General features: G+C 72.9%; 18 protein-coding genes and 1 pseudogene. 11 read left to right on the top strand and 8 right to left on the bottom strand.

The window, feature by feature from the left end:
- Nucleotides 1–101: 101 nt before the first annotated feature.
- Together ACF1AK_RS29635 and ACF1AK_RS29630 are read right to left on the bottom strand one after the other, a co-directional pair.
- Complete coding sequence (locus ACF1AK_RS29635) at nucleotides 102–770, bottom strand: GntR family transcriptional regulator (protein WP_391501907.1); 669 nt, start codon at nucleotides 768–770, stop codon at nucleotides 102–104.
- Nucleotides 767–2,239, bottom strand: coding sequence for a chlorohydrolase family protein (locus tag ACF1AK_RS29630; RefSeq protein WP_391501906.1), 1,473 nt, complete (start codon nucleotides 2,237–2,239; stop codon nucleotides 767–769). Before ACF1AK_RS29630 ends, ACF1AK_RS29635 begins: the two co-directional genes overlap by 4 nt.
- A gap of 394 nt (nucleotides 2,240–2,633) precedes the next feature.
- On the opposite strand from ACF1AK_RS29630, the gene ACF1AK_RS29625 reads away from it, so the two are divergent.
- From ACF1AK_RS29625 to ACF1AK_RS29595, 7 genes are all read left to right on the top strand, one after another.
- Complete coding sequence (locus ACF1AK_RS29625; RefSeq protein ID WP_391501968.1) at nucleotides 2,634–3,641, top strand: ABC transporter permease; 1,008 nt, start codon at nucleotides 2,634–2,636, stop codon at nucleotides 3,639–3,641.
- A 78-nt stretch (nucleotides 3,642–3,719) separates the two neighbouring features.
- The gene (locus ACF1AK_RS29620; RefSeq protein WP_391501905.1) at nucleotides 3,720–5,441 is read left to right on the top strand and encodes an ABC transporter substrate-binding protein; all 1,722 of its coding nucleotides are present in this window, start codon (nucleotides 3,720–3,722) and stop codon (nucleotides 5,439–5,441) included.
- Nucleotides 5,442–5,528: 87 nt separating this feature from the next.
- The gene (locus ACF1AK_RS29615; RefSeq protein ID WP_391501904.1) at nucleotides 5,529–6,530 is read left to right on the top strand and encodes an ABC transporter permease; all 1,002 of its coding nucleotides are present in this window, start codon (nucleotides 5,529–5,531) and stop codon (nucleotides 6,528–6,530) included.
- Entirely contained in the window at nucleotides 6,530–7,543 is a 1,014-nt protein-coding gene (locus ACF1AK_RS29610) for an ABC transporter ATP-binding protein (RefSeq protein WP_391501903.1), read from the top strand. The genes ACF1AK_RS29615 and ACF1AK_RS29610 overlap by 1 nt, the downstream gene beginning before the upstream one ends.
- Nucleotides 7,540–8,511 carry an ABC transporter ATP-binding protein gene (locus ACF1AK_RS29605; RefSeq protein ID WP_391501902.1) on the top strand — a complete coding sequence of 324 codons (972 nt, stop codon included), beginning with the start codon at nucleotides 7,540–7,542 and terminating at the stop codon, nucleotides 8,509–8,511. Before ACF1AK_RS29610 ends, ACF1AK_RS29605 begins: the two co-directional genes overlap by 4 nt.
- A 22-nt stretch (nucleotides 8,512–8,533) precedes the next feature.
- Nucleotides 8,534–9,745 carry an amidohydrolase family protein gene (locus tag ACF1AK_RS29600; protein WP_391501967.1) on the top strand — a complete coding sequence of 404 codons (1,212 nt, stop codon included), beginning with the start codon at nucleotides 8,534–8,536 and terminating at the stop codon, nucleotides 9,743–9,745.
- 771 nt (nucleotides 9,746–10,516) lie between these two features.
- Nucleotides 10,517–11,569, top strand: coding sequence for a polyprenyl synthetase family protein (locus ACF1AK_RS29595; RefSeq protein WP_391501901.1), 1,053 nt, complete (start codon nucleotides 10,517–10,519; stop codon nucleotides 11,567–11,569).
- Here ACF1AK_RS29595 and ACF1AK_RS29590 read toward each other — a convergent pair.
- A complete protein-coding gene (locus tag ACF1AK_RS29590) occupies nucleotides 11,457–12,071 on the bottom strand; it encodes a terpene synthase family protein (protein WP_391501966.1) in 615 nt (204 codons plus the stop codon). The two genes, ACF1AK_RS29595 and ACF1AK_RS29590, sit on opposite strands and share 113 nt — an antisense overlap.
- Nucleotides 12,072–12,238: 167 nt before the next feature.
- Between ACF1AK_RS29590 and ACF1AK_RS29585 the strand changes: the two genes are divergently transcribed.
- Nucleotides 12,239–13,207 carry a pentalenene synthase gene (locus ACF1AK_RS29585; protein ID WP_391501900.1) on the top strand — a complete coding sequence of 323 codons (969 nt, stop codon included), beginning with the start codon at nucleotides 12,239–12,241 and terminating at the stop codon, nucleotides 13,205–13,207.
- Nucleotides 13,208–13,226: 19 nt separating this feature from the next.
- Here the strand turns inward: ACF1AK_RS29585 and ACF1AK_RS29580 are convergent, their stop codons facing one another.
- Together ACF1AK_RS29580 and ACF1AK_RS29575 are read right to left on the bottom strand one after the other, a co-directional pair.
- Complete coding sequence (locus tag ACF1AK_RS29580; protein WP_391501899.1) at nucleotides 13,227–14,567, bottom strand: cytochrome P450; 1,341 nt, start codon at nucleotides 14,565–14,567, stop codon at nucleotides 13,227–13,229.
- 94 nt (nucleotides 14,568–14,661) lie between these two features.
- Entirely contained in the window at nucleotides 14,662–14,973 is a 312-nt protein-coding gene (locus tag ACF1AK_RS29575; protein ID WP_391501898.1) for a hypothetical protein, read from the bottom strand.
- Between the two features lie 61 nt (nucleotides 14,974–15,034).
- Between ACF1AK_RS29575 and ACF1AK_RS29570 the strand changes: the two genes are divergently transcribed.
- Nucleotides 15,035–16,060 (top strand): pentalenene synthase, encoded by a 1,026-nt coding sequence (locus tag ACF1AK_RS29570; protein WP_391501897.1) that lies wholly within the window; start codon nucleotides 15,035–15,037, stop codon nucleotides 16,058–16,060.
- Between the two features lie 31 nt (nucleotides 16,061–16,091).
- On the top strand, nucleotides 16,092–17,399 hold the full coding sequence (locus ACF1AK_RS29565; RefSeq protein ID WP_391501896.1) for a cytochrome P450: 1,308 nt from the start codon (nucleotides 16,092–16,094) through the stop codon (nucleotides 17,397–17,399).
- A gap of 24 nt (nucleotides 17,400–17,423) precedes the next feature.
- Here the strand turns inward: ACF1AK_RS29565 and ACF1AK_RS29560 are convergent, their stop codons facing one another.
- The 3 genes and pseudogenes from ACF1AK_RS29560 to ACF1AK_RS29550 form a co-directional block, all read right to left on the bottom strand.
- Nucleotides 17,424–18,569, bottom strand: a complete 1,146-nt coding sequence (locus ACF1AK_RS29560) for a hypothetical protein (protein ID WP_391501895.1) — start codon at nucleotides 18,567–18,569, stop codon at nucleotides 17,424–17,426.
- A 330-nt stretch (nucleotides 18,570–18,899) separates the two neighbouring features.
- Nucleotides 18,900–19,796, bottom strand: a complete 897-nt coding sequence (mvk, locus tag ACF1AK_RS29555; protein WP_391501894.1) for a mevalonate kinase — start codon at nucleotides 19,794–19,796, stop codon at nucleotides 18,900–18,902.
- Between the two features lie 35 nt (nucleotides 19,797–19,831).
- Nucleotides 19,832–21,025: pseudogene (locus tag ACF1AK_RS29550) on the bottom strand (hydroxymethylglutaryl-CoA reductase, degradative); the annotation flags it as partial.
- A 168-nt stretch (nucleotides 21,026–21,193) separates the two neighbouring features.
- Here ACF1AK_RS29550 and mvaD point away from each other — a divergent pair.
- Nucleotides 21,194–22,204, top strand: coding sequence for a diphosphomevalonate decarboxylase (gene mvaD, locus ACF1AK_RS29545; RefSeq protein ID WP_391501893.1), 1,011 nt, complete (start codon nucleotides 21,194–21,196; stop codon nucleotides 22,202–22,204).

Here is a 22,204-nt window from a genome sequence, read left to right as displayed (position 1 = left end):
GGCGAGGAGATCGGACCGCGCGGCCCCCTCGGGACCGAAGCGGCCCGCCGCCCCGCCGACGACCTCGGGAACGAGTGATCACCCGATGGCCCCGCGCCTTCTCAGGCGGGCGGGAGCACCTCCGCGAGCGCCTGGAGCACCGGTTCGCGGCGTACGTCGATGTGGGCGTAGGCGAGTGCTTCGGCGAGTTTGGGCCGGCCGGAGTAGATGACGCGGCAGATCTCCCGGTGTTCCGCGCAGTGCAGACGCGGGCCCGCCTCGGTGGAGGTGAGGCGGAACAGCCAGTGCATGAGGCCGAGCGAGGGCTGGAGGGAGGCCTGCAGCAGCCGATTGCCGGTCATGGTGATGATCTCGGCGTGGAAGGCGGTGTTCGCGGCGGCGATGTCGGCGGCGTCGTTGCGCCGTGTCGCGTCCTCGGCCCGGTCCATGACCTGCTGCAGCCCGGGATGCCGGTATCCCTGGGCGCAGCGCTCGGTGGCGCGGCCCGCGGCGAACACCTCCAGGCTCAGCCGCAGGTCGAACAGCTCGTCGACGTCCCGGAGGGTGAGCCGGCGCACGGTGGCGCCGCGCCGCGGCTCGGTGACGACCAGGCCCTCCGCGGCGAGCCGCACGAGCGCCTCGCGCACCGGGATGCGGGAGACGCCGAAGGCCTCGGAGAGCTCGCGCTCGCGCAGCCGGCTTCCCTGCGGGTAGTCGCCCGCGTGGATCCCGGCGCGGATGAACGCCTCGGCGCGGTCCACATGGGTCGAGGGGGCGGGTTCTTCGGTCATGCCTGGATCCGGAAGTCGGGGAAGGTGGGGGGGAAGAGGGTGTCGGCGTTCCGGCGCAGGATGTCGCGTTCGCTGTAGGCCGCCCGCATCCTATCGAAGAGGCGCTGGGCCTCCCGCTTGAGGGCCGGGAGGTCGAGGCCGGGCAGCGCGCGGTCCACGAGCACCGGCCGGCCCGCGACGACGGAGTGGGTCGCCTGCCGGGCGGTGCCGCTGAGCAGGAAGGTGCGCACGGGGTCGTCCTGGACGCCGTCGCGGATGTCCGCCACGTCGAAGGCGACGAGGTCGGCCTGGGCGCCGGGTTCGAGCCGTCCCAGGTCGGCGCGGCCCAGCGCGCGGGCGCCGCCGAGGGTCGCGGCCTCGACGTAGTGCTCGGCGGGGGCGGCGTCGAACCGCCCGTCGACGAGCTTCGCGAGGTGCACGCCGGTGTCCATCCCGCGGATCAGGTCGGGCGGGAAGGAGTCGGTGCCGAGGCAGAGGTTCACGCCGGCGGCCCGGTACGCGCCGAAGGAATGCAGGACGGAGCCGTACCGCAGCGAGGTCAGCGGGCAGTGCACGACGGACACGCCGGCCCGGGCCAGCCGGTGCAGGTCGCCGCGGTCCTCGCCGTACACGTCCGGGTGGCGGTCGATGACCATGGTGTGGGGGATGAGCAGCCGGGTGTCGAACAGGCCGGTCCGCTCGATGAGTTCGATGGGCGTCATGCCGTGCAGGCGCTGGACCAGCTCGCGTTCCACGGTGCCCTGCAGGGCGTGCAGCCGCACGAGGACGTCACGGCGTCCGGCGATCTCCGCCGTCTCGCGGAGCAGTTCCGCGGTCAGGGTCTCGATGCGGCACGGCAGCAGGACGCCGGTCAGCAGCGGGTCGGCGAGCCGGTCGAGGTGGTCGAGGAAGCGGACGGCGTCGCGCAGGCCGGAGCGGCCGCGTGCCTCGTCGAAGGCCACGCCCCGGCCGCCGTCCGGCAGTGCCACGTTGACGCCGGAGCGGTAGGCGGGCCCGAGGTAGCCGCGCAGCCCGATGCGGCGCGAGGTCTCGGCCATCGCCACGAGTTCCTCGTACGGCTCGGCCCAGGAGCTGTGCACCTCGGAGGCGATCGGCATGTAGGTGGTGATGCCGTGCAGGGCCAGCTGCGCCAGGGCGAACTCGCGGACGGTGCGCCGCTCGTCGGGGGTGAGGACATCGTGGCGGCGGTGGTCGAAGTAGTCCTGGGACCACTGCAGCCCCCCGCCCACGGCGGGGCCGTGCCAGGAGTCGAGGACGAGGTGGTCGATGTCCGTGAGGGCGTCCAGGTCGATCAGGCCGGGCATCACGAGCGAGTCGCCGAGGTCCAGATCGACGTCGACCGGGCCGTCGTAGTGCCGGCCGACGTGGACGATGACGTCGTCCTCCCACACCACCTCCCCGTCGCGCAGCAGCGCGTGGCCGCCGTTCTGGTGGGCGAGTACGTGACGGGCGCGCCAACGCGTGCGCATAGGACCTCCTGAGGCCGGTCGGAATGCGGACAACCTAAGGGCTGGCATACCAAATGCGGAAGACGTCGGCTGCCGCGACACGATCGAGACCTGGGGTGCGAGGTGTCCTCGGCCGGCCCGAGAGCGCGTCACCGGCCAGCGTATCCGCAGGTGAGCGCGGTCATCTTCGGTCGGGGAGGCGTCCTGTGGGCCGCGCCAGGTGCGCGGCGGAACTTTTTGGTCGCTGTCGGGTCTGGTGGCGAATCCTGATTTCGGTATACCGTCCGGACACCCGCTCGGTATACCGTCCGGGTCACCCCCCACTCCAGAGCGCCGGAGGACCGACGTGTTGGACCCCCATGAGCCGCCGAGCCGGACGCCCCCCGCCGCCGCGTCGGCGCCCACCGCCGAGCAGGTGGCCACGCTCTCCCCACCGCCCGCCCCGACAGCCGCCGGACCCTCCGCGGAGCCGGCCGGCGCGCGCACCCTCCTCGGTACCGCCTGGCTGCGCATCCGTCGCAGCCGCGTCGCCGTGGGCGCGCTGGCCGTCGTGGCCCTGATCATGCTGTTCGCGATCCTGGCTCCCCTGCTGACCTCCCTGGAGGGCCAGGACCCGTACACCTCCCTGACCGGGCCCGACTACCTCGACGAGGTCGACACCCCGGGCCTGCCGCTGCCGTACTACCGGTTCCCGTCCCCGGACCACTGGCTGGGCCTCGAACCGGGCCTGGGCCGCGACCTCTTCGCGCGGATGGCCCACGGCGCCCGGATCTCGCTGGTCATCGCGCTGCTGTCCACCCTGGTGTCGGTGTTCCTCGGCACCGTGATCGGTGCCGCCGCCGGGTACTTCGGCGGCAAGGTCGACATGGTGATCAGCCGCGTGATGGACCTGTTCCTGGCCTTCCCGCACCTGCTGCTCGTCCTGTCGCTGACCCCGATCCTGCAGTCCCGCCTGGGCGGCACCGCGCTGGACTCCGGAAGCCTGCTGCCGGTCGCCTCCCTGGTGATCATCCTGGGCTTCTTCGGCTGGGCCTATCTGGCCCGCGTGGTGCGGGGACAGGTGCTGTCCCTCCGCGAGCAGGAGTTCGTGGAGGCCGCCCGCGCCTACGGTGCGTCCCGGCGCAGCATCATCTTCCGGCAGATCATCCCGAACGTGATGGGTGTCGTGCTGGTCTACGCGACCATGCTGATCCCCACCAACATCACCGCGGAAGCGGCCCTGTCCTTCCTGGGCGTCGGCGTCAAGGACCCGACCCCGTCCTGGGGACAGATCCTCAACGCGGCCCAGGCCGGCAACTGGTACCTGTCCGACCCCTGGTTCCTGGCCGTCCCGGCGGGCGCACTCGTGATCACGGTGCTGGCCTTCAACCTGCTCGGCGACGCCGTCCGTGACGCGCTGGACCCCAAGTCCTCCCGCCACTGACCCCCCTTCCCTCCGCTTCGGTCCCCCCTCGAAGCGTTCGACGTCCCTCCCACCCCCACCCTCCCCGAGGAGACGCAAGTGCAGCGACGTATCGCAGCCGCGATTGCCCTGACCCTGGCCACCGCGACGGTCCTGACCGCCTGCAGCGGCAGCAAGCCCGCCCCCGGTTCCGGCGCCACCGGCGCGGCGGCCGGCACCTTCGACCCCGTGCACGTCGGCAAGGGCTTCGACACCAAGGGCGGCAACGTCAACGTCCTGATGTCCACGGACTTCCAGACGCTGGACCCCGGCAACAGCAACTACGTGCAGACCGCCAACGTCGGCCAGCTGTACTACCGCACGCTGACCATGGCCAAGGAGGCGGCGGGAGCGCCGCCCACGATCGTGCCGGACCTCGCCACCGACCTCGGCACGCACTCCGAGGACGGCCTGACCTGGACGTACACCCTGAGAGAGGGGCTGAAGTTCGAGGACGGCACCCCGATCACCAGCAAGGACATCAAGTACGGCGTCGAACGCACCTACGCCCGTGACGTCTACACCCAGGCGCCGCAGGAGCTCAACTCCGCGCTCGCCGACGACACCTACAAGGGCCCTTACAGCGGCGCCGAGTTCAAGGGCATCGACACCCCGGACGACCGCACGGTGGTCTTCCACCTCAAGCAGCCCTTCGCCGAGTTCCCGGCGCTGGTCTCCCGCTCCAACACGGCGCCGGTGCCCAAGGGCGCGGACACCAAGCTCGACTACACCAACCACCCCGTCTCCTCCGGCCCGTACAAGATCAAGTCGTACCAGCGCGGCCGGTCGCTGCACCTGGTCCGCAACGAGCAGTGGGACGCGGCCACCGACCCCAACCGGCCGGCCCTGCCGGACACGTTCACCTTCACCCTCTCCACCGCCCAGGCCACCATCAGCCAGCAGCTCATCGCCGACTCCGATCCGACGGCCCTCACCCTGGACAGCAACGGCGGGCTCCAGGTGTCCGACGCCGCGCAGCTCAACACGCCCGAGGTGAAGAAGCGCACCGCGTCCGGCCTCCTCGGCTGCACCGACGTCCTGGACCTCAACACCACGACGATCACGGACCCGCAGGTCCGCAAGGCCATCGCGCTGTCCATCGACCGCAGCGCCATGCACCTGCAGTACGGCGGCAGCCGGTTCGGCGCGCTCGCCCAGTCGTACATCAACCCCGCACAGCGCGGCTACGTCGAGCAGCACACCGACCTGGACCCGTCCGGCAAGCCGAAGCCGGAGGAGGCCAAGAAGCTGCTGGAGGGCAGGACCTTCCCGAAGAAGCTGGTGTACGGCTACGCCGACAGCAGCCCCCGCTACAAGAACATCGGCACGACGCTCCAGCAGAACCTCAAGCAGATCGGCATCGACCTGGAGCTGCGCCCCATCCCGGCGGCCAACTACTTCACGACCCTCGCCGGTGAGCAGATGCCCGACATCGCCCGCAGCGGCTGGTGCGGCGGCGCCGACAGCGGCTCGGTCCGTACCACGATCGACCCGAACCTCGGCCCGAGCGTGGACGGCACGACCTACGGCTTCTCCAACATCCCGCGCTACTACAACCCGGAGGTCTCCCGGGCCATGTACGAGCTGCGGGGCACCAACGGCACCAGCGAGGAGCTGGGCAGGAAGTGGGCGACCCTGTTCGACCGCGCCATGCAGGACTACCCGCTGGTCCCGCTCGTGCGCACCTACACCAACAGCGTCGTCGGCTCGAAGATCCGCGGTGCGCAGGTGGGCTACTTCTTCGGCGGCATCGACCTGTCGACCGTCGGGGTCGAGCACTGACGCCCCCCTCGCCCGACGCGACCACCCGCCCCCGCCGCACCCGAGAGGTACCACGGTGAGTTCCCTGCGAGCCAACAGGCCACACCCATGACCGGATTCCTGCTGCGGCGCTCCGCCGCGATGATCGCCCTGCTGCTCGTCATCAGCTTCGTGACGTTCAGCCTGTTCCAGCTCGGTCCCGCCGACCCGGCCGCGGCGGCCTGCGGCCAGGAGTGCACCCCGGCCCGGGTGGCCGAGGCCCGGGTCGCCCTGGGGATGGACAAGCCGTTCCTCACCCAGTACGCCGACTACCTGTCCGGCCTGCTGCACGACCGGATGATCGGGGCCCCCGGCACCCGGACCCTCTGCGAGTGGCCGTGCCTCGGCAAGTCGTTCCAGACCAACGAGAACGTCACGGCCGTCCTCGCGCGGGCCCTGCCCTACACCCTGTCCGTGGCGGGCGGCGCGATCGTGCTGTGGACCGTGGCCGGTGTGGGCCTCGGCCTGCTGGCCGCGCTGCGCAAGGGCCGGTTCACCGACAAGCTGATCGTGGGCGCCGCCTCGGTCGGCGTGTCCCTGCCCATCCCGGTGACGGGCCTGTTGCTGCTGCTGGTCTTCGTCAGCACCCTGCACGTGCTGCCGTTCACCACCAACGCCATCACCTCGCCGTTCGGCGCCGCCGGCCCGGGGGCCTGGTTCCTCAACTACCTGCTGCCCTGGGTGGCGCTGGCGGTGCTGTTCAGCGCCCAGTACATCCGCGTCACCCGGAGCAGCATGCTGGAGACCTTCGGCGAGGACTTCATGCGCACGGCGCGGGCCAAGGGCCTCGCGCGGCTGGGCATCGTCCTGCGCCACGGCGCGCGGGCCGGCCTCACCCCCGTCGTCACCATGCTCGGACTCGACATCGGCCTGCTCCTCGGCGGCGCCGTCCTCACCGAGCAGATCTTCTCCGTCCCCGGGGTCGGGTTCACCGCGGTGCACGCCGCACAGTCGGGCGACCTGCCGGTGATCATGGCCATCACGATGGTGGCCGCGTTCTTCATCATCGTCTCCAATGTGGTGGTCGACGCCGTCTACGCGGTCATCGACCCGCGAGTGAAGGCTGTCTGATGACCACACCACCCACCGCGCCCCTGCTGGACATCCGCGATCTGCGGGTGACCTTCCCGACCGACGACGGCCTCGTCCACGCGGTCAACGGCATGGACCTGACGCTGTCGCGCGGGGAGACCGTCGGCATCGTCGGTGAATCCGGCTCCGGCAAGACCGTCACGAGCCAGGCACTCATGGGCCTGCTCAAGGACACCTCCGCCGCCGTCACCGGGCAGATCCTGCTCGACGGGCAGGACCTCAACGCGCTGAGCGAGGCGCGGATGCGGGCCTACCGGGGCAAGAAGATCGCGATGATCTTCCAGGACCCGCTGTCCGCGATGCACCCCTTCTATCCGGTCGGCGTGCAGATCGCCGAGGCCTACCGGGTGCACAACACCGTGACGAGGAAGGCCGCGGCGGCCGTCGCCGTCGACATGCTGGGCCGGGTCGGCATCCCCGACCCCCGCAAGCGCTACCACGCCTACCCGCACGAGTTCTCCGGCGGCATGCGCCAGCGCGCGATGATCGCCATGGCCCTGGTCTGCGAACCCGAGCTGCTGATCGCCGACGAGCCCACGACCGCGCTGGACGTGACCGTGCAGGCGCAGATCCTCGACCTGCTCGGCGAACTGCAGGCCGAGACCGGGACGGCGGTGATCCTGGTGACCCACGACCTCGGTGTGGTCGCCGAGGTGTGCCACCAGGTCGTGGTGATGTACGGCGGGCTCTGCGTCGAGCGCGCCACCGTCGCCGACCTGTTCAGGGCGCCCCGGCACCCGTACACCCAGGGCCTGTTGGCCTCGATGCCGTCGCTGACGGGCGCCGGCGAGCGGCTCCGCCCGATCCCGGGCTTCCCGCCCTCGCTGCTGGCCCTGCCCGGGGGCTGCCTGTTCGCCGACCGGTGCCCGCACACCGGCCTGGTGCCCGACGGCGCCTGCCGCACCCGCCGGCCGGACCTGGCCGGCCCCGGGGCGCACCCGTCGCGCTGCCACCTGACCCACCCGCAACCGGCCCGAGAGGTGGTCCGATGACGCCGTTGCTCAAGGTGACCGACCTGACGAAGCACTTCCCGGTCCGCTCCGGCCTCCTCCGCCCCGGCGCCGGCGTCAAGGCCGTGGACCGCGTCAGCTTCTCGGTCGACGCCGGCCGGACCCTCGGCCTGGTGGGGGAGTCGGGCTGCGGCAAGTCCACCACCGGACGCATGCTGATGCGGCTGCTGGAACCCACCTCCGGCAGCATCCGGCTGGACGGCCGGGAGATCTCCGAACTGCGCCGCTCCGAGCTCCAGGAGTACCGGCGGCAGGTGCAGATGGTCTTCCAGAACCCGTCCTCCTCGCTCAATCCGCGCCAGTCCGTGGGCAGCGCGATCGCCGCCCCGCTGCTGGCCCAGCGGATCACCCCGCGCGGCGGCGTCAAGGCCGCGGTACGGGACCTGATGGACCGGGTCGGCCTGCGCCCCGACCACTACAACCGCTTCCCGCACGAGTTCTCCGGCGGCCAGAAGCAGCGGGTGGGCATCGCCCGGGCCCTCGCCCTGGGGCCGCGGCTGATCATCTGCGACGAACCGGTCTCCGCGCTGGACGTCTCGGTGCAGGCCCAGGTGATCAACCTCCTGGAGGACATCCAGCGCGACACCGGCGTGGCCTACGTGTTCATCGCCCACGACCTGTCCGTGGTCAAGCACTTCGCCCACCAGGTGGCGGTGATGTACCTGGGCCGGATCATGGAGCACGGCGACACCCGCGAGGTGTTCGACGCTCCGCGGCACCCCTACACCCAGGCGCTGTTGTCGGCGGTGCCGCACGCGGACCCGGCCGCGGACCGCAGCGGGCGCATCCGCCTGACCGGCGACCTGCCCAGCCCCACCGACCCCCCCTCCGGCTGCGTGTTCCGCTCGCGCTGCCACCTGCGGCCGCGCCTCGACCCGGAACGCGGGCGCCTGTGCGCCGACAGCGTGCCGAGCGGCGCCGTCGCCTGCCACCACACCACCGCAAGCTGACAACAGGAAGGTGACGACTACCGTGCTGATCCGCAACGCCCGCCCTTGGGGCGGCGAGCCCAGCGACGTGGAGATCTCCGGCTCGCGCATCGCCGCGATCCGCCCGCACGACCCCGCGGCCGAGCCGGCGGGGGAGGTGGTCGAGGGCCGCGGCAGGTTGCTGCTGCCGTCGTTCAGCGATGTGCACGTCCACCTCGACTCGACCAGGATCGGCCTGCCGTTCAGGCCGCACAGCGGCGGCCCGGGCGTCTGGGCGATGACGATGAACGACCGGGAGAACTGGCGTTCGGCCGAGGTGCCGCTCCCCGAGCGCGTCGCCGGGACGCTGGAGCGGATGATCGCCCGCGGGACGACCCGGGTGCGCTCGTACGCGCAGGTCGACGTGGACTGCAAGCTGGAGAAGTTCGAGGCCGTGGTGGCCGCGAAGGAGAAGTTCGCGGACCGGGCCGACGTCCAGATCATGACCTTCCCGCAGGCCGGCATCCTGCGTGAGGAGGGCACCGTCGACTACCTGGAGGCCTCGCTGAAGGCGGGCGCGGAGGTCATGGGCGGCATCGACCCCTGCTCCCTGGACCGCGACCCCCGGCGGCATCTGGACATCGTGTTCGGCCTGGCCGAGAAGTACCAGGTCGAGGTCGACATCCATCTGCACGAGCCCGGTCATCTGGGCGTGTTCTCCACCGACCTGGTCATCGAACGCACCCGGACCCTCGGCATGCAGGGCAAGGTCACGATGTCGCACGCCTACGAGCTCGGCTCGGTCGGCGAGTCCGTCAGCCGCCGCCTCATCGACGAGTTCGCCGAACTCGACATCGCCATGGCCACCGTGGCGCCGTCCGGCCGCGGGCACCTGTCGCCGGCGGACCTGGTGGAGGCGGGGGTGCGGATCGGCCTCGGCGAGGACGGCCAACGCGACTACTGGAGCCCCTACGGCAACTGCGACATGCTCGACCGCACCTGGCAGCTGGCCTTCACCAACAACTTCCGGCGCGACGACCTGATCGAGATGTCCCTGGCGGTCGCGACCCTCGGCGGGGCCTCGATCATGAGCCACGAGGTGCCCCGCCTGAAGGGGATCACCGACCGGCCCGGCCTCGCGGCCGGCGACCGCGCCGACCTCCTGCTGGTCGACGGCGAGACCCCGACCAGCGCGGTCATGGACCGCGGCACCGACCGCACGGTCCTGCACGACGGGAGGGTCGTCGCCGACCAGCTGTCCCTGACGGCCGCCTGACCGGCCGAAGGAGCGGCCCCGCCGAGGCCCCGTCCGGACCGGACGGAGCCTCGGCGGGGCCGCGCGCGTCTTCCGGTGCGGGCGCGGGACCGGCGTACCCGACGCGGGGGGGGCGGTGACGACGAGGAGGAGCAGCAGCGCGGTGAGGCCGAACTCGTGCGCGGCGCCGCGCAGGGCGTGCGGTGGCGGGGGAGGGGCCGGGGAGGGCTCGTCCTTGTGCCGAAGCGCGGTAGGCGTCACCAAGGCAGGCTTGTTGTCACCGAGGCCAACGGGGGATCGGACAGGACCTTGCCCTGAGCGGGCGGGAGGGTCGCCTCGGTATGGGGCGACGGCGGGATCGACGGCCGTGGTGCCAGCGCCGCGGGGACGGAGCCTGCGGGCAGTATGTAGTTGCGCTAGCGGCATACGCTTGCAAGCTGGTATGTGACAGGAGGCGGCCTGCGTGGTCGCCACGGATCCCGCGCTCACCGCTCTCGCTGGCGGCCGGCTGCCGTGCCGCTCCGCCCCGGACGCGCCGTGCTCGGCGCCGTATGAGGTTCCGGTCGAGGTCCGTAGTGTCGGCTTCCCGGTTCGGGTCCCGGTTGAGAGGGTAGAAACGGAATGGCTGTCGCCCTGTTCGGTGTGCTCGACAGCGAGGCGCACGGGGTGAACGGCTGCTCCCGTGGAATCTGGTGACCTTCCGTGGCTTGCGACGGACCACCTCGCGCCATGCGCGTACCGCCGGCCAGGCCGGCGTCGCGAAGCCGGTGGCGGCGACCTGACCTGGACCTCGTGCGGCGTCGGGTAGACGGGGTCCTCGACGCGTTCGTCGACGCCAAGGCGTCCGCCGCCCGCGCGAAGGGGCTGCCCGACGACGTGCCCGTGGCCCTGTCCGACTTCCTGCGGGCGGGCGGCAAGCGGATCCGTCCGCTGCTGTGCGTGCTGGGTTGGCAGGCGGGCGGGGGTGTCGGCGAGCGGGGACTGGGGCAGGCCGTCCAGGTGGGTGCCGCGCTGGAGATGTTCCACGCCTTCTGCCTGGTCCATGACGACGTCATGGACCGCTCCGACACCCGGCGCGGGCGGCCCACTGTGCACCGCGCTCTGGCCGCCCGCTACCGCACGGGCCGCACCCGGGAGCTGGCCGACACCGTCGGCACCAGCGCCGCGATCCTCGCCGGGGACCTCGCACTGCTGTGGTCCGACGAGATCCTCCAGGCCGCCGAACCGGGCCTCGAACCGGCACAGGCGGCCCGCCTGCGGCCGCTCGTCGCCCTCATGCGGGAGGAGGTGATGTACGGCCAGTGCCTCGACCTGCTCGCCACCGGCCTGCCCACCCCCGACACCGGCCCGGCCCTGACCGTCATCCGCTACAAGACCGCCAAGTACACCTGCGAGCGGCCCCTGCAGATCGGCGCCGCGCTCGCCGGGGCCGACGGGCCTCTCCACCGCGCGCTGAGCGCATTCGCCCTGCCGCTGGGAGAGGCCTTCCAGCTGCGTGACGACGTCCTCGGCGCCTTCGGCCACCCCCAGCAGACGGGCAAGCCCGCGCTGGACGACCTGCGCGAAGGCAAGCACACCGTCCTCGTCAGCCTCGCCCTCCAGGCCGCCACTCCGGCCCAGGCGCCGCTGCTGCACGCCCTCTACGGCAACCCCCGCCTGGGCGAGGAGGACGCCGAAACCCTGCGCGCCCTGCTGCGCGACACCGGCGCGGACCGGGCCGTCGAGCACATGATCACCGACCGGTGCGCACAGGCGGTGACCGTCCTGGACGGCCTCCCCGTCCCCGCCGTGGTACGGGAGCAGCTGCGCGCCCTCGCCGACAGGATCGCGTGGCGCACGGCCTGACGGCGGGCGGACCGAAGCGGGGGATGTCGCAGGCCCGGCGGTTGTGGGCGCCGAGCCAGTTGCGGTTCGCGTCGATCCACCGGTCGAGGACGTCCCCCCGCCCGGGGGTGAGGTGCAGGTGGTCCGCCAGGTCGCGCACCCGCGCAGCGGCGGCGGGGAAGCCCTCGGCGAGCCGCGAGGCGAGAGCGTCGACCTGGTCGAGCGCCGCTCGTGGGGACACCCCGGCCGTGCGGGCGAGGAGGAGGACGGCGTTCATGCCCTCGCCGCGGGCCTGCTCCTTCTCCAGGGAGGAGATGTCGTTGGACAAGACGATCAGGTCGGTGCACAGCTCACCGAGCGTCTGCAGGGCGCTCTGGTGCCGGAGGAACGCGGGGATCTCGTAGCCCGAGACCCGTTCGATCATGTCCTGGCAGGGCCGGTAGCCGACGACGTGGCGGCGCAGCGCCAGGTAGTCGTCCAGCGTCCCGGGCGGGTGGTGGGCGCGGTCGACGTTCTCACGCAGGAGGTGACCGTCCGGTTCCGGGCCCCGGCCCGGAACCGGACGCGGGCGACCGGAGCCGGTCGCTGTGCGACGATCGAATCAGGGTGTCATCGATCCGGAGCCGCCCGGACACCGTCGGGTGCCGCCCCGTCCAGGGTGGGCCGACGCGCTCCGGCAGGGAGGCCGCCGTGCCGCAGGATGTCGAGTTCGCGCTTCCCTGGCCGTTGCGGAGCAGCCCCCACCTGCCGCGCGCCCGTGACCACACCCTCGCCTGGCTGGAGAAGTACGGCCTGCTGGACGGGCGGACGTTCACCCCCGCCAGGTTCGCCGACTGGCGACTGGCCGAACTCGCCGCGTTCTTCTTCCCGGAGGCGACGGAGGAGGGGCTGGAACTGGCCGGTGATCTGATGGGCTGGTACTTCGCCCCGTTCGACGACCGGTTCGACGGCTCGCTGGGGCAGCGCCCGCAGCAGGCGGCCGCCGTCTGCGAGGAACTCGCCGGGGTGCTGCTGCCGGGCGGGACGCCGGGGGCGGGCGCGTCGGGGACGGTTCGCGCGCTGGCCGACATCTGGCGGCGCAGCTGCCGGGGGATGAGCGAGGCGTGGCGTGTGCGGGCCGCCTACGACTGGCATGGCTACCTGGCCGCGCACCTCGCGGAGACGGTGGACCGCCACCACGGGCGGGTGATGGGCGCGGGCGAGTGCGTGCGCAGGCGGGCCTTCGCCACGTCCTCCTTCGTGGTGATCGACATGATCGAGCGGGTGGGCGGGTTCGAGGTCCCGGCCCTGGTGTGGCACGCCCCGGTGCTCGGCGAGCTGCGGAGGCTCACGGCGGAGGTCATCGGGATGTCCAACGACCTGTGCTCGGTGGAGAAGGAGGCGGCGGCGGGGGACGAGGGGAACAACCTGCTCCTCGTCCTGGAGCGGGAGCGCGGGATGGGCAGGGCGGAGGCGGTCGAGGAGGTGGTCGCAGCGATCGCGCGCCGCGTCGCTCGGTTCGCCGTGGTGGAGGAGCGGGTGGCCGACCTCGGCTGCGTGCTCTCCGAGGACGGGGCCGCGGGCGTGCGGCGCCTGGTGACCGGGCTGCACGACCTGGTGCGCGGCGACTACGCGTGGGAGCGGATGTCGGGCCGCTACCGGAGCGCGCCCGCCCGGTGACCCCGGCGGCCGCCGGCCGTCAGGACCGTTCGGCCAGGCGCATCGGCAGGTGTGCGGGCCGCAGCGTGGTGGACAGCGCGCACCGGAGGGGCCGGTCCGTGACGGGGAGCAGCCGCCATCGGGCGGTGATTGCCGCGAGCGCCAGGACGGCCTCGGTGCGCGCGAAGCGCTCGCCGATGCACATCCGGGCCCCGGCACCGAAGGGGAGGTAGGCGTTGCGCGGGGCGAGGGGGTCCAGCCAGCGGTCGGGGCGGAAGTCGTCGGGGGCCTCGTAGAGGTCAGGGCGCCGGTGGATGAGGTACGGGCTGTAGGCGACCATGGTGCCGGCCGGCAGCCGGACCGCGCCGATCCCGCTGTCGGCGGTCAGGGTGCGGGTGAACAGCCAGCCGGGCGGATAGAGGCGCAGGGTTTCGGTGATCACCCGCCCGGCGAGTTCGAGTGCGGGCAGGTGCTCGAAGGTGACCGGGCCCTGGGCCCGTACGCGGTCCACCTCCTCGTGCAGGCGCCGTTCGACGTCGGGGGCGCGGGCGAGGAGCGCCAGCGTGAAGGCGAGGGTGCCGGCGATGGGATCGGCTCCGGTGACGAAGAACGTGACCACCTCGTCGGTGAGTTCCTCGTCGCTCAGGGCCGGGCCGTCCTGCGGGGCGGTCTCGGGGTCGTGGGCGGCCATCAGGGTGCCCAGCAGGTCGTCGTGCCTGCCCGGGTCGCGCCGGCGCGCCGCGATGATCGCCTCCACCGAGCGGCGCAGGTGCGTACGGGCCCGCCGGTAGCGCCGGGCGGACGGGGTGGGCAGCCGCGCCAGCGGCGCCGGCGCGATCACCTGACGGATGAGGCCGCCCATGATGTCGCCCAGGTCGCGCAGCATCTCCCTCGTGACGGGCACGGGCAGCGAGGCGGAGAACATGGTGGCGAGGGCGACCCGGGCGGTCAGCGTGGTCAGCTCGGCGGGCACGTCGATGACCCGGCCGTCCCGCCACGAGTCCGCCGTCTCCTCGGTCAGGTCCGTCATGGCGGCCGCGTAGCCGGGGAACCGTTCCCCGTCGAAGGCGGGCCTGCACAGCCGCCGCTGGCGCCGGTGCAGGCTGTGCGGGCAGGTGCCGAGCCCGTTGCCCAGGACCTCGCGCAGGCGCTCGAACAGCGGTCCGCCCTTGTCGAACGTCTCGTCGTGCACCAGGACGTGCCGGACCAGGTCGGGGTCACACACCATCACCACCGTCCGCGGGCCCAGGCGCAGCCGGACCAGAGCCCCGTCGGCGGGCAGTGACGCGACGAAGCGCAGCGGATCGCGGATCAGGGCCGGCGCGTGCCCCAGCAGCGGGACACACCCGGCGGCCAGTGGAACAGACGCGATACCGTCCATACCTACCTTCTCCCCGCATCCCGGGCCCGCAGTCCTCACGGGCCGCGCGGGGGGTCAGGCTTGGGATTCGGCGGCCCCGCGCCGGAGCAGCGCGTCAGGGGGTGGGCGTGGGGGCCGCGTCGACGCCGCTGACGAACGCCCCGTAGCCGGCGGCGCGCAGCGCGGCGGCTACGGCCTCCTCGACGACAGCCAGGCCCTCCGCCCGCCGGCCTTCCTCGCCCAGGTCGACGGAAAGGCTGCTGAGGACGCCGACGAGGTCGGGCAGGTAGGCATCCGGGTTGCCCTCGGTCGGGACGGCCCCGCGGACCCGCCCCGTGCGTGATTCACGGCGGCCTGTGTCCCGGGACGGTGCCTCCCTGGCGGGAATCGGCCCGTGATGCTTGGCTGGATGGTGTGCGAAGGTCATCGCCCGCCGCGCACCGCGCGCCCTCATCCGCGAGGTGACGCGGCCCGCGGGAGGAGTTGCCATGCCGCAGGACATCTCCATGCACCTACCGTTCCCGGTGCGGATCAACCCCGACGCCGCAAGGGTCGCCGAGGAGGAGATGCAGTGGCTGCTCGACTTCGGCCTGCTGCGCTCCCCCGAGGCGGTGCGGCGCCACCGCAACGGCGGCTACACGGAGCTGGGAGTCCGATTCCATCCGGCCGCCACGGGCGAGGGCCTGGCCCTCGCCATCGAGCAGCAGAGCTGGTTCTTCCTGTTCGACGACCAGTTCGACGGTCCGCGGGGCGACGACCCGGTCCAGGCACAGGCCCTGGTCGGCGCGGTGCAGGAAGTCCTGCGGCGGCGCGGGGGGCCGGACGGGCGGTTGCGGGCCCCGATCGTGGCGGCCTTCGCCGATCTGTGGACACGTTCCCTCAGCGGCATGTCCGATCGCTGGCGCAGCCGGGCCGAGCAGCACTGGCACCAGTACCTGGAGAGCTACGTGGCGGAGGCCCGCCGTCGAAGCCGCGGCGAGGCCCCGACCGAGGCCGACTACCTGCCGGAGCGCCGCCGCTCGATCGGAGTGCAGCCGACCCTCGACATGGCGGAGCGGGCCGGGCACTACGAGGTCCCGCACCGGGCGTTCACCAGCGCTCCGGTGGCGGCCATGCGGCAACTCGTCGCCGATTTCGTCATCCTGGACAACGACCTGGTCTCCCTTGAGAAGGAGGAGGCGCGCGGAGACCCGCACAACCTCGTGCTCGTCCTGCGACGCGAACGGGGACTCTCCCGCGACGCGGCCATCGAGGAGGTCAGCAGGATGCGCGCCGACTGCGTCGAACGGTTCACCGCCCTGGAGGACCGGCTTCCACAGGAGTGCGACCGCCTGGGGCTCACGGCGGTGGAGCGGGACCTCCTCGACCGCTACCGGCACGACGCCCTGCGCTCACTGATCCGGGGAGTCCACGACTGGGCCCAGCAGGCCGGCCGCTACACCGCCGCACACATCATCCCGGCCGAACGCCCCGGCTACCTCGACGACCTCGGGGAGCCGCCGGGCGGCACCTGACCACCTCGTCCTGACCCATCCGGAGGCGAAGATGCCCGGGACCCTCCCGGTGATCGGCGACGTCTGGCCCCTGCTGCGTGACCCGATCGGCTTCCTGGCCGACCTGCCCCGCCACGGCGACCTGGCGCGGCTGCGACTGGGCCCCATGTCCGTGTCCGTGGTCTGCACCCCCGACCTCGCCCAGCAGGTGCTCAGGGACGACCGCACCTTCGACAAGGGCGGCCCCTTCTTCGACCGGATGCGCGACCTCCTCGGCGAGGCCGTCGCCACCTGCCCGCACAGCCGGCACCGGCGCCTGCGGCGACTGGTTCAGCCGGCCTTCCGCGACGAGCAACTGCGCCGCTACCGGCCGGTGATGCGCGCGGAGGCCGAACGCCTCACGGACTCCTGGAGCGACGGACAGCGCATCGACGTCATGGCCGCGACGATGGCCTACACCACACGCGTCGCGCTACGCACCCTGTTCTCGGTCTCCCTCACCGAAGAGCGCCTCACCGCCGCGGTGTCCGACATCGAGACCTGGGTCGCCGGCGTACCCCTGCAGATGCTGCTGCCGCCCGGGGCCGGCCGTCTGCCGCTGCCCGCCAACCGGCACTACCGGGACGCCATCGCGGGCCTGCGCGCCACCATCGCGAGCGCCGTCGAGGAACGGCGCGGCCGCCCGCTCGACGCGGAGGAACCGGACCTGCTCGCGAGCATGATCATCACGCAGGACTCCGCGGACCGGAGCGGGCGCCTGAGCGACACCGAGCTCATCGATCACGCGGCGACGTTCCTGGCCGCCGGAACGGAGACCAGCGCGACCGCCCTGGCCTGGATGTTCCACCTGCTCGCGCTCCACCCACAGGTACAGTGCGACCTGCGGACGGAGCTCGCCGGGCAGGAGAGACGCGCGGCGGACCGGCCCGGCCACGACGACGGCTCACTGTGCCACCGGGTCGTCCTCGAAGCCCTGCGACTGCACGCGCCGGCCTGGCTGCTGACCCGCACCGTCACCGAGCACACGATCCTGGACGGTATCCCGTTCGAGGAGGGCGCCGTCGTCGCCTACAGCCCCTACCCCCTGCACCGCGACGCCGCGTACTTCCCCGATCCGCGCGCCTTCCGCCCGGACCGGTGGACCGACAGGACACCCGAACCGGGCACCTTCCTCACCTTCGGCGGCGGCCCGCGCTCCTGCGTGGGCCACCGGTTCGCCATGCTCGAACTCACCGCCGCGCTGCGCGCCGTCGTCGCGGCCTGGGAACTCCAGCCCCTCGACGCCGGGCCGCCGCGGCCCCGTCTGGGAGCCACCCTCGCGCCCCGCGGCCTACGGCTGCGCGTGCGCGCACACACGTGAACGAACGGCGAAGGCGCCGGGCGACTACGGCCGACGGGCCGCCACTCCGTCCGGCACGGGCTGCCACCACCCGGCGAGGTCGGAGTACGGCAGCGGGCGGGGGTCGGTGGTCGAGGGGGTGTCCGTGCGCACGGGGTGGAAGTCGGCCCAGAGGGTCTTGTCCGGGGGGCCGTTGAGGGGGTTGATGTACCGCAGGCTCCCCGCCGACATGTCGATGTTCGCCGCGATCAGCCGGCCGAGGTCGGTGACGTAGCGTCGCTGGGGCGCGGTGAGGGAGGGCAGGACGCTGTCGGCGAGGTGCGTGTAGCGCAGCATGACCCGGTCACGCAGGGCCACGGCCTCGGTGACCGCGGCCTGCGCCGGGCACCGGTGCTCGGCGGCGACGATGTCGACCAGGTTGATGCAGGGGGATTCGGTGAGGGTCTCCTTGTAGTGGGAGAACAGGTCGTTGTCCCAGGCGATGATCGTGCAGGCCATTTCCTTGAGCGCGCGGACCTCGGGCCGGGCGAGGTCGTCGGCGGTGAGCCGGTAGCCCCCGATGATCTCGGACAGGGCGACGTACATCTGGACTCCGCCGTCAGGGGTGCGCAGGGTGAGGTAGTCGGCCAGGGTGGGGAGCCGTCGCCGATGGTGCAGGTCCCGGTTCCAGCACGTGGCCAGGAGGTACTCCCTGAAGGCGGCGGTCCACCGCTGGGTCTGCGCGGGTGTGGCGAGGAGCGCGATGCGGTCGCGGACGGCCATCAGGGACTCGACCCAGGGATCGGGTGGGAGGAGGTTCGCCCCCGGGACTTCCAGCATCCGGAGCAGCTTTCCCGCCACTTCCGCGAGCTGTCCCGCGGAGGTGATCCGCGGGGCCGTGCCCTGCCCCTCTCCGGCGCGCAGGCCGGGAAAGTCGTTCCCGTCGACGGCCACGTCGTCGTAGAGGGTCCACTGGACGAAGTCGGCCATGACCTGGACCCGGTCGGTGTCCCCGTCGGGGAAGGCCCGGCACGCCATTTCGGGGAAGTGGCTGCCCCGTAGGTAGGCCAGACCCTGCGGGGTGGGGAACAGGCCGTATCCGCGTAGCCAGTCGATGGACCGGCGGTCGATCAGCTCGGACTCGGGGTGCAGCGCAGGCGGCACCGGGCAGAAGAACGGCGGAATCTTCAGCGGTGCGGTTTCGCAGGACATCGACCCGACCCCTTTTCTCGTCACCCGCTTGGACGGCGCCGGCAGCGGCCCCGGCCGTTCCCCCCTCGTCCCTTCGGCCGGCCACCGGAGGAACGGGGCCGGGAGCACGGCGGTTTTTGTCCTCCTCAAGTGTGTCCGCCATGAACTCCGCCGCGCGACCTCGGCGGCGAGCACGCAACTGGTTCCGTGCCTCCTCCGAGGCGGAGAGGGAGTCCAGCGAGGCCAGGGCCTGCCTGTACCGGTCGGTGCGGAGCAGCTCGCCGCACTACTGCGGGGCGAGGTCCCTGGCGACGGAGCGGAGGTTCGGCGGCCCGGGGCCGGAGCAGCGCGTCAGGGGGTGGGCGGGAGGGCCGCGTCGACGCGGCTGACGAACACCCCGTAGCCGGCGGCGCGCAGCGCGGAGGCGACGGTCGGGGCGTTGCGGGGGGCGAGCGCGACGACGGCGCCGCCGCCGCCCGCTCCGGTGAGTTTGGCCCCGAGGGCGCCGGCCGCGCGTGCGGTGGCGATCGCGTGGTCGAGGGCCGGGGTGGACAGGCCCAGGTCCGCCAGTGGTTGCTGGGCCTCGTCCATGAGGGCGCCCAGGGCGGCGAGGTCGCCCGTGCGCAGGGCCTCGCGCCCGGCCGCGGCGAGGTCGCCGAGACGGGCGAAGTGCCGGTCCACGGCCTCGGGCCGGGCCTCGGCGCGTCGGCGGACCTCGCGGACCTGGTGGGCGGTGGAGCGCTGTTGCGCCGTCGTCGCCACCACCAGGTCGAACGGCCGCCCGACCGGCAGCAGTGTCGCGCGGGGGCGGGCCGTGCGCTGGAACCAGACGGTTCCGCCGAGCGCGACGGCCGCCACGTCGAGCCCGGAGGAGGCGCCGTGGAAGGCGGCCTCCACCGCCCCGGCCCGTTCCAGGAGTTCGGAGCGGTCGAGTTCGTTCCGGGAGAGGTCCGCGAGGGTGCCGAGCAGGGTGAGGCTGAGGGCGGCGGAGCTGCCGAGGCCGCGGCCGGCCTGGAGGTCGGACTCGATGCGGAGGGTGACCCGGTGGGCAGCGAGGGAGAAGTAGGCCGCCGCCGTGCCGACGGCGGCGGCGAGGCGCCGCCCGTCCTCCGATGCCGGTGGCGGGTCCGCCGCCGGGGCGCCGGGTCCGTCGTCGCACAGGGTGGCGGTGAGGGTGAGGCGCAGGTCGATCGGTGTCGCGATGGCGGGCTGGCCGTAGCCGACCGCGTGCTCCCCGAAGAGGATCACCTTCCCCGGAGCGCTCCGTGTGCTCGTACGGAACGTCACGGGGCGGGACCCTGGGGAACCGGGGGACCCGGTTGCCCGCCGGTGCGCCGGTGGAGCGCCATGTGGCCGTGCTGGATGCCCTCGTCGGCGAGGGCGCGCAGCGCGGCGAGGTTCTGGGCCAGGCCCACGGCCGCCATCACGGAGGCCAGTTCGCGGGCGCCCGTGACGCCGAGGAGGCGCAGGGACAGGCCGGCCCGGGGGTTGCCGTTGATCCGGGCGCCGACGGTGCCGACGGCGAGGGGGATCTCGATCCGGCCGTGGAGGCGGTCGTCGGCGTATCGCCAGGTGGCGAGTGGCTGGTAGCTGCCGTCGTGGGCGGCGTAGGCGTGGGCGCCGGCTTCGATGGCCCGCCAGTCCTGGCCGGTCGCCAGGGCGACGGAGTCGATGCCGTTCATGATGCCCTTGTTGTGGGTGGTCGCCCGGTGGGGGCTGTGCGTGGCGAGGTCGCAGGCCTGGGCGATGCGGCGGGCCACGTCGGCGCCGGTGCGTTCGCGGGTGCGCAGCAGTTCCTGCGGGAGGGTGGCGGTGGCGCGGGCGAGGCGGCGGTCGGCGAGGTTGGAGACGATGCGGATGTTGGCGGTGCCTCCGGTCACGTCGACGATGTGCGGGGCCATCGCCTCGACGAGGGTGTTGACGGCGTTGGCGCCCATGGCGTCGCCGACGTCGGCTTCGAGGTGGACGAGCAGGGTTCCGTCGGGCAGCACGGTGGCGGTGACCGCGCGGGCTCCGCAGCCGCGGGCGGTCATCCGGGGCTGGAGCGCGCGTGCCTCCTCGACCAGCCGGGGGGCGGTCTGCTTGAGGCGGGCCGCGGCCGTCTCGGGGTCGGGGAGGTCGATGACGTGGATCTGGCCCGTCATCAGGGAGGGGTCGGCCTCGGCCTGGATGCCTCCGCTGTCCCGGATGAGGCGGGCGGCGTACGAGGCGGCGGCCACGATGGAGGGTTCCTCCGTCACCATCGGGACGAGGTGGTCGCGCCCGTTGACCAGGAAATTGACGGCCACACCGTAGGGTAAAGAAAAAATGCCGACGGCGTTTTCGATCATAAGATCGGCTTGGGTCAGTTCGAGGGGCGTGTCACTCGCGAGTGCGAGACGGTCGGAGGCCGACAGTCCGACGCATTCAGCGACGGCGTGCTGACGTTCTTGCAGGGGAAGCCGGTAGAAACCCGGCAGCCGGGAAGTCATGGCTCTCTCTTCCCTGGAGAAGCGCGAAAACGCGGTGTTCCCATGTTACTGCCGATGTATGCCATCGGGGGGCGAAATCCCTCCGCCGGTTTCGGTGCCCGGTCCGCGGGTGCATCATCGATCTATGGCAGGGTTCGTGCGCGTGCTGCCTCCGACCGCCGTCCGGAGTTGGCCGTGATCTGGGCCGTGGCCAACGCGAACGTCGCCCTGGTGAAGTACTGGGGCAGGGCGCCGGGGGACGACCACCAGCCGGCGGGCACCAGCCTGTCGCTGACGCTCGACGGCCTCGTCTCGGGCGCCCGCGTCGAGGAGCGGCCCGACGCGGGCGCCGACCACGTCGCCTGGGTCCCGCCCGGGCCCGTGGGGGACCTGCGGCGCTTCGTGGCCCTGGCCCGCGGGCGCCTGGGCATCGAGCGCCCGGTCGACGTCCTCATCACGTCGAACTTCCCCGTCGCCGCCGGGCTGGCCTCCTCGGCCTCCGCCTACGCCGCGCTGACCACGGCGCTGGCGGCGCTCGCGACCGACATCCCGTCCGCCGACCGGCTCGCCGCGATCGCTCGGCGCGGCTCCGGCTCCGCGTGCCGCTCGCTGCTCGGCGGATTCGTCCAGTGGCGCCCCGGCGAGGAGGCCGGCGCCGTCACCCAGATCGCACCGCCGGAGCACTGGCCCCTGGCGGTGCTCGCCGCGGTGACCGACAACGGCCCCAAGCGCGTGCCGTCCCGCGAGGGCATGCGCCGCACCCGGGACACCTCGCCCTACTTCGACGCCTGGCTCCGCGTGGGCGCGGCGGACCTCGACGCCGCCCGGGCGGCCGTTCGCTCCCGCGACCTCCACGCCCTCGGCACGGCGGCCGAACGCAACGCCCTGCGCATGCACGCCGCCGCGCTGGGCGCCGACCCGCCCCTGCTGTACTGGGAGGCCACGACCGTCGCCGTGATCCGCGAGGTCTGGCGGCTGCGCGAGGACGGCACGCCGGCGTACTTCACCATCGACGCCGGCCCGCAGGTCAAAGTGCTCTGCGAACCCGCCGACTCCCCGCGCGTCGAGCGGGCTCTCGCCGACGTCCCGGGCGTCGTGCGCATCCTGCGCTCACGCCCCGGCGGCCCGCCCAGGACCCTCCGGGAGCCCCCCGCCTGGGCCGTACACGCAACCCTCGGGGCGCCCCCCGTGGGCGAGGAGGCGTGA

Origin of the sequence: Kitasatospora sp. NPDC015120 (genome assembly GCF_043080305.1) — a bacterium.
Lineage (GTDB): Bacteria > Actinomycetota > Actinomycetes > Streptomycetales > Streptomycetaceae > Kitasatospora.
The sequence above is the reverse complement of the archived record's forward strand: the minus strand, read 5'-3'. Positions and strand labels throughout refer to the sequence as shown.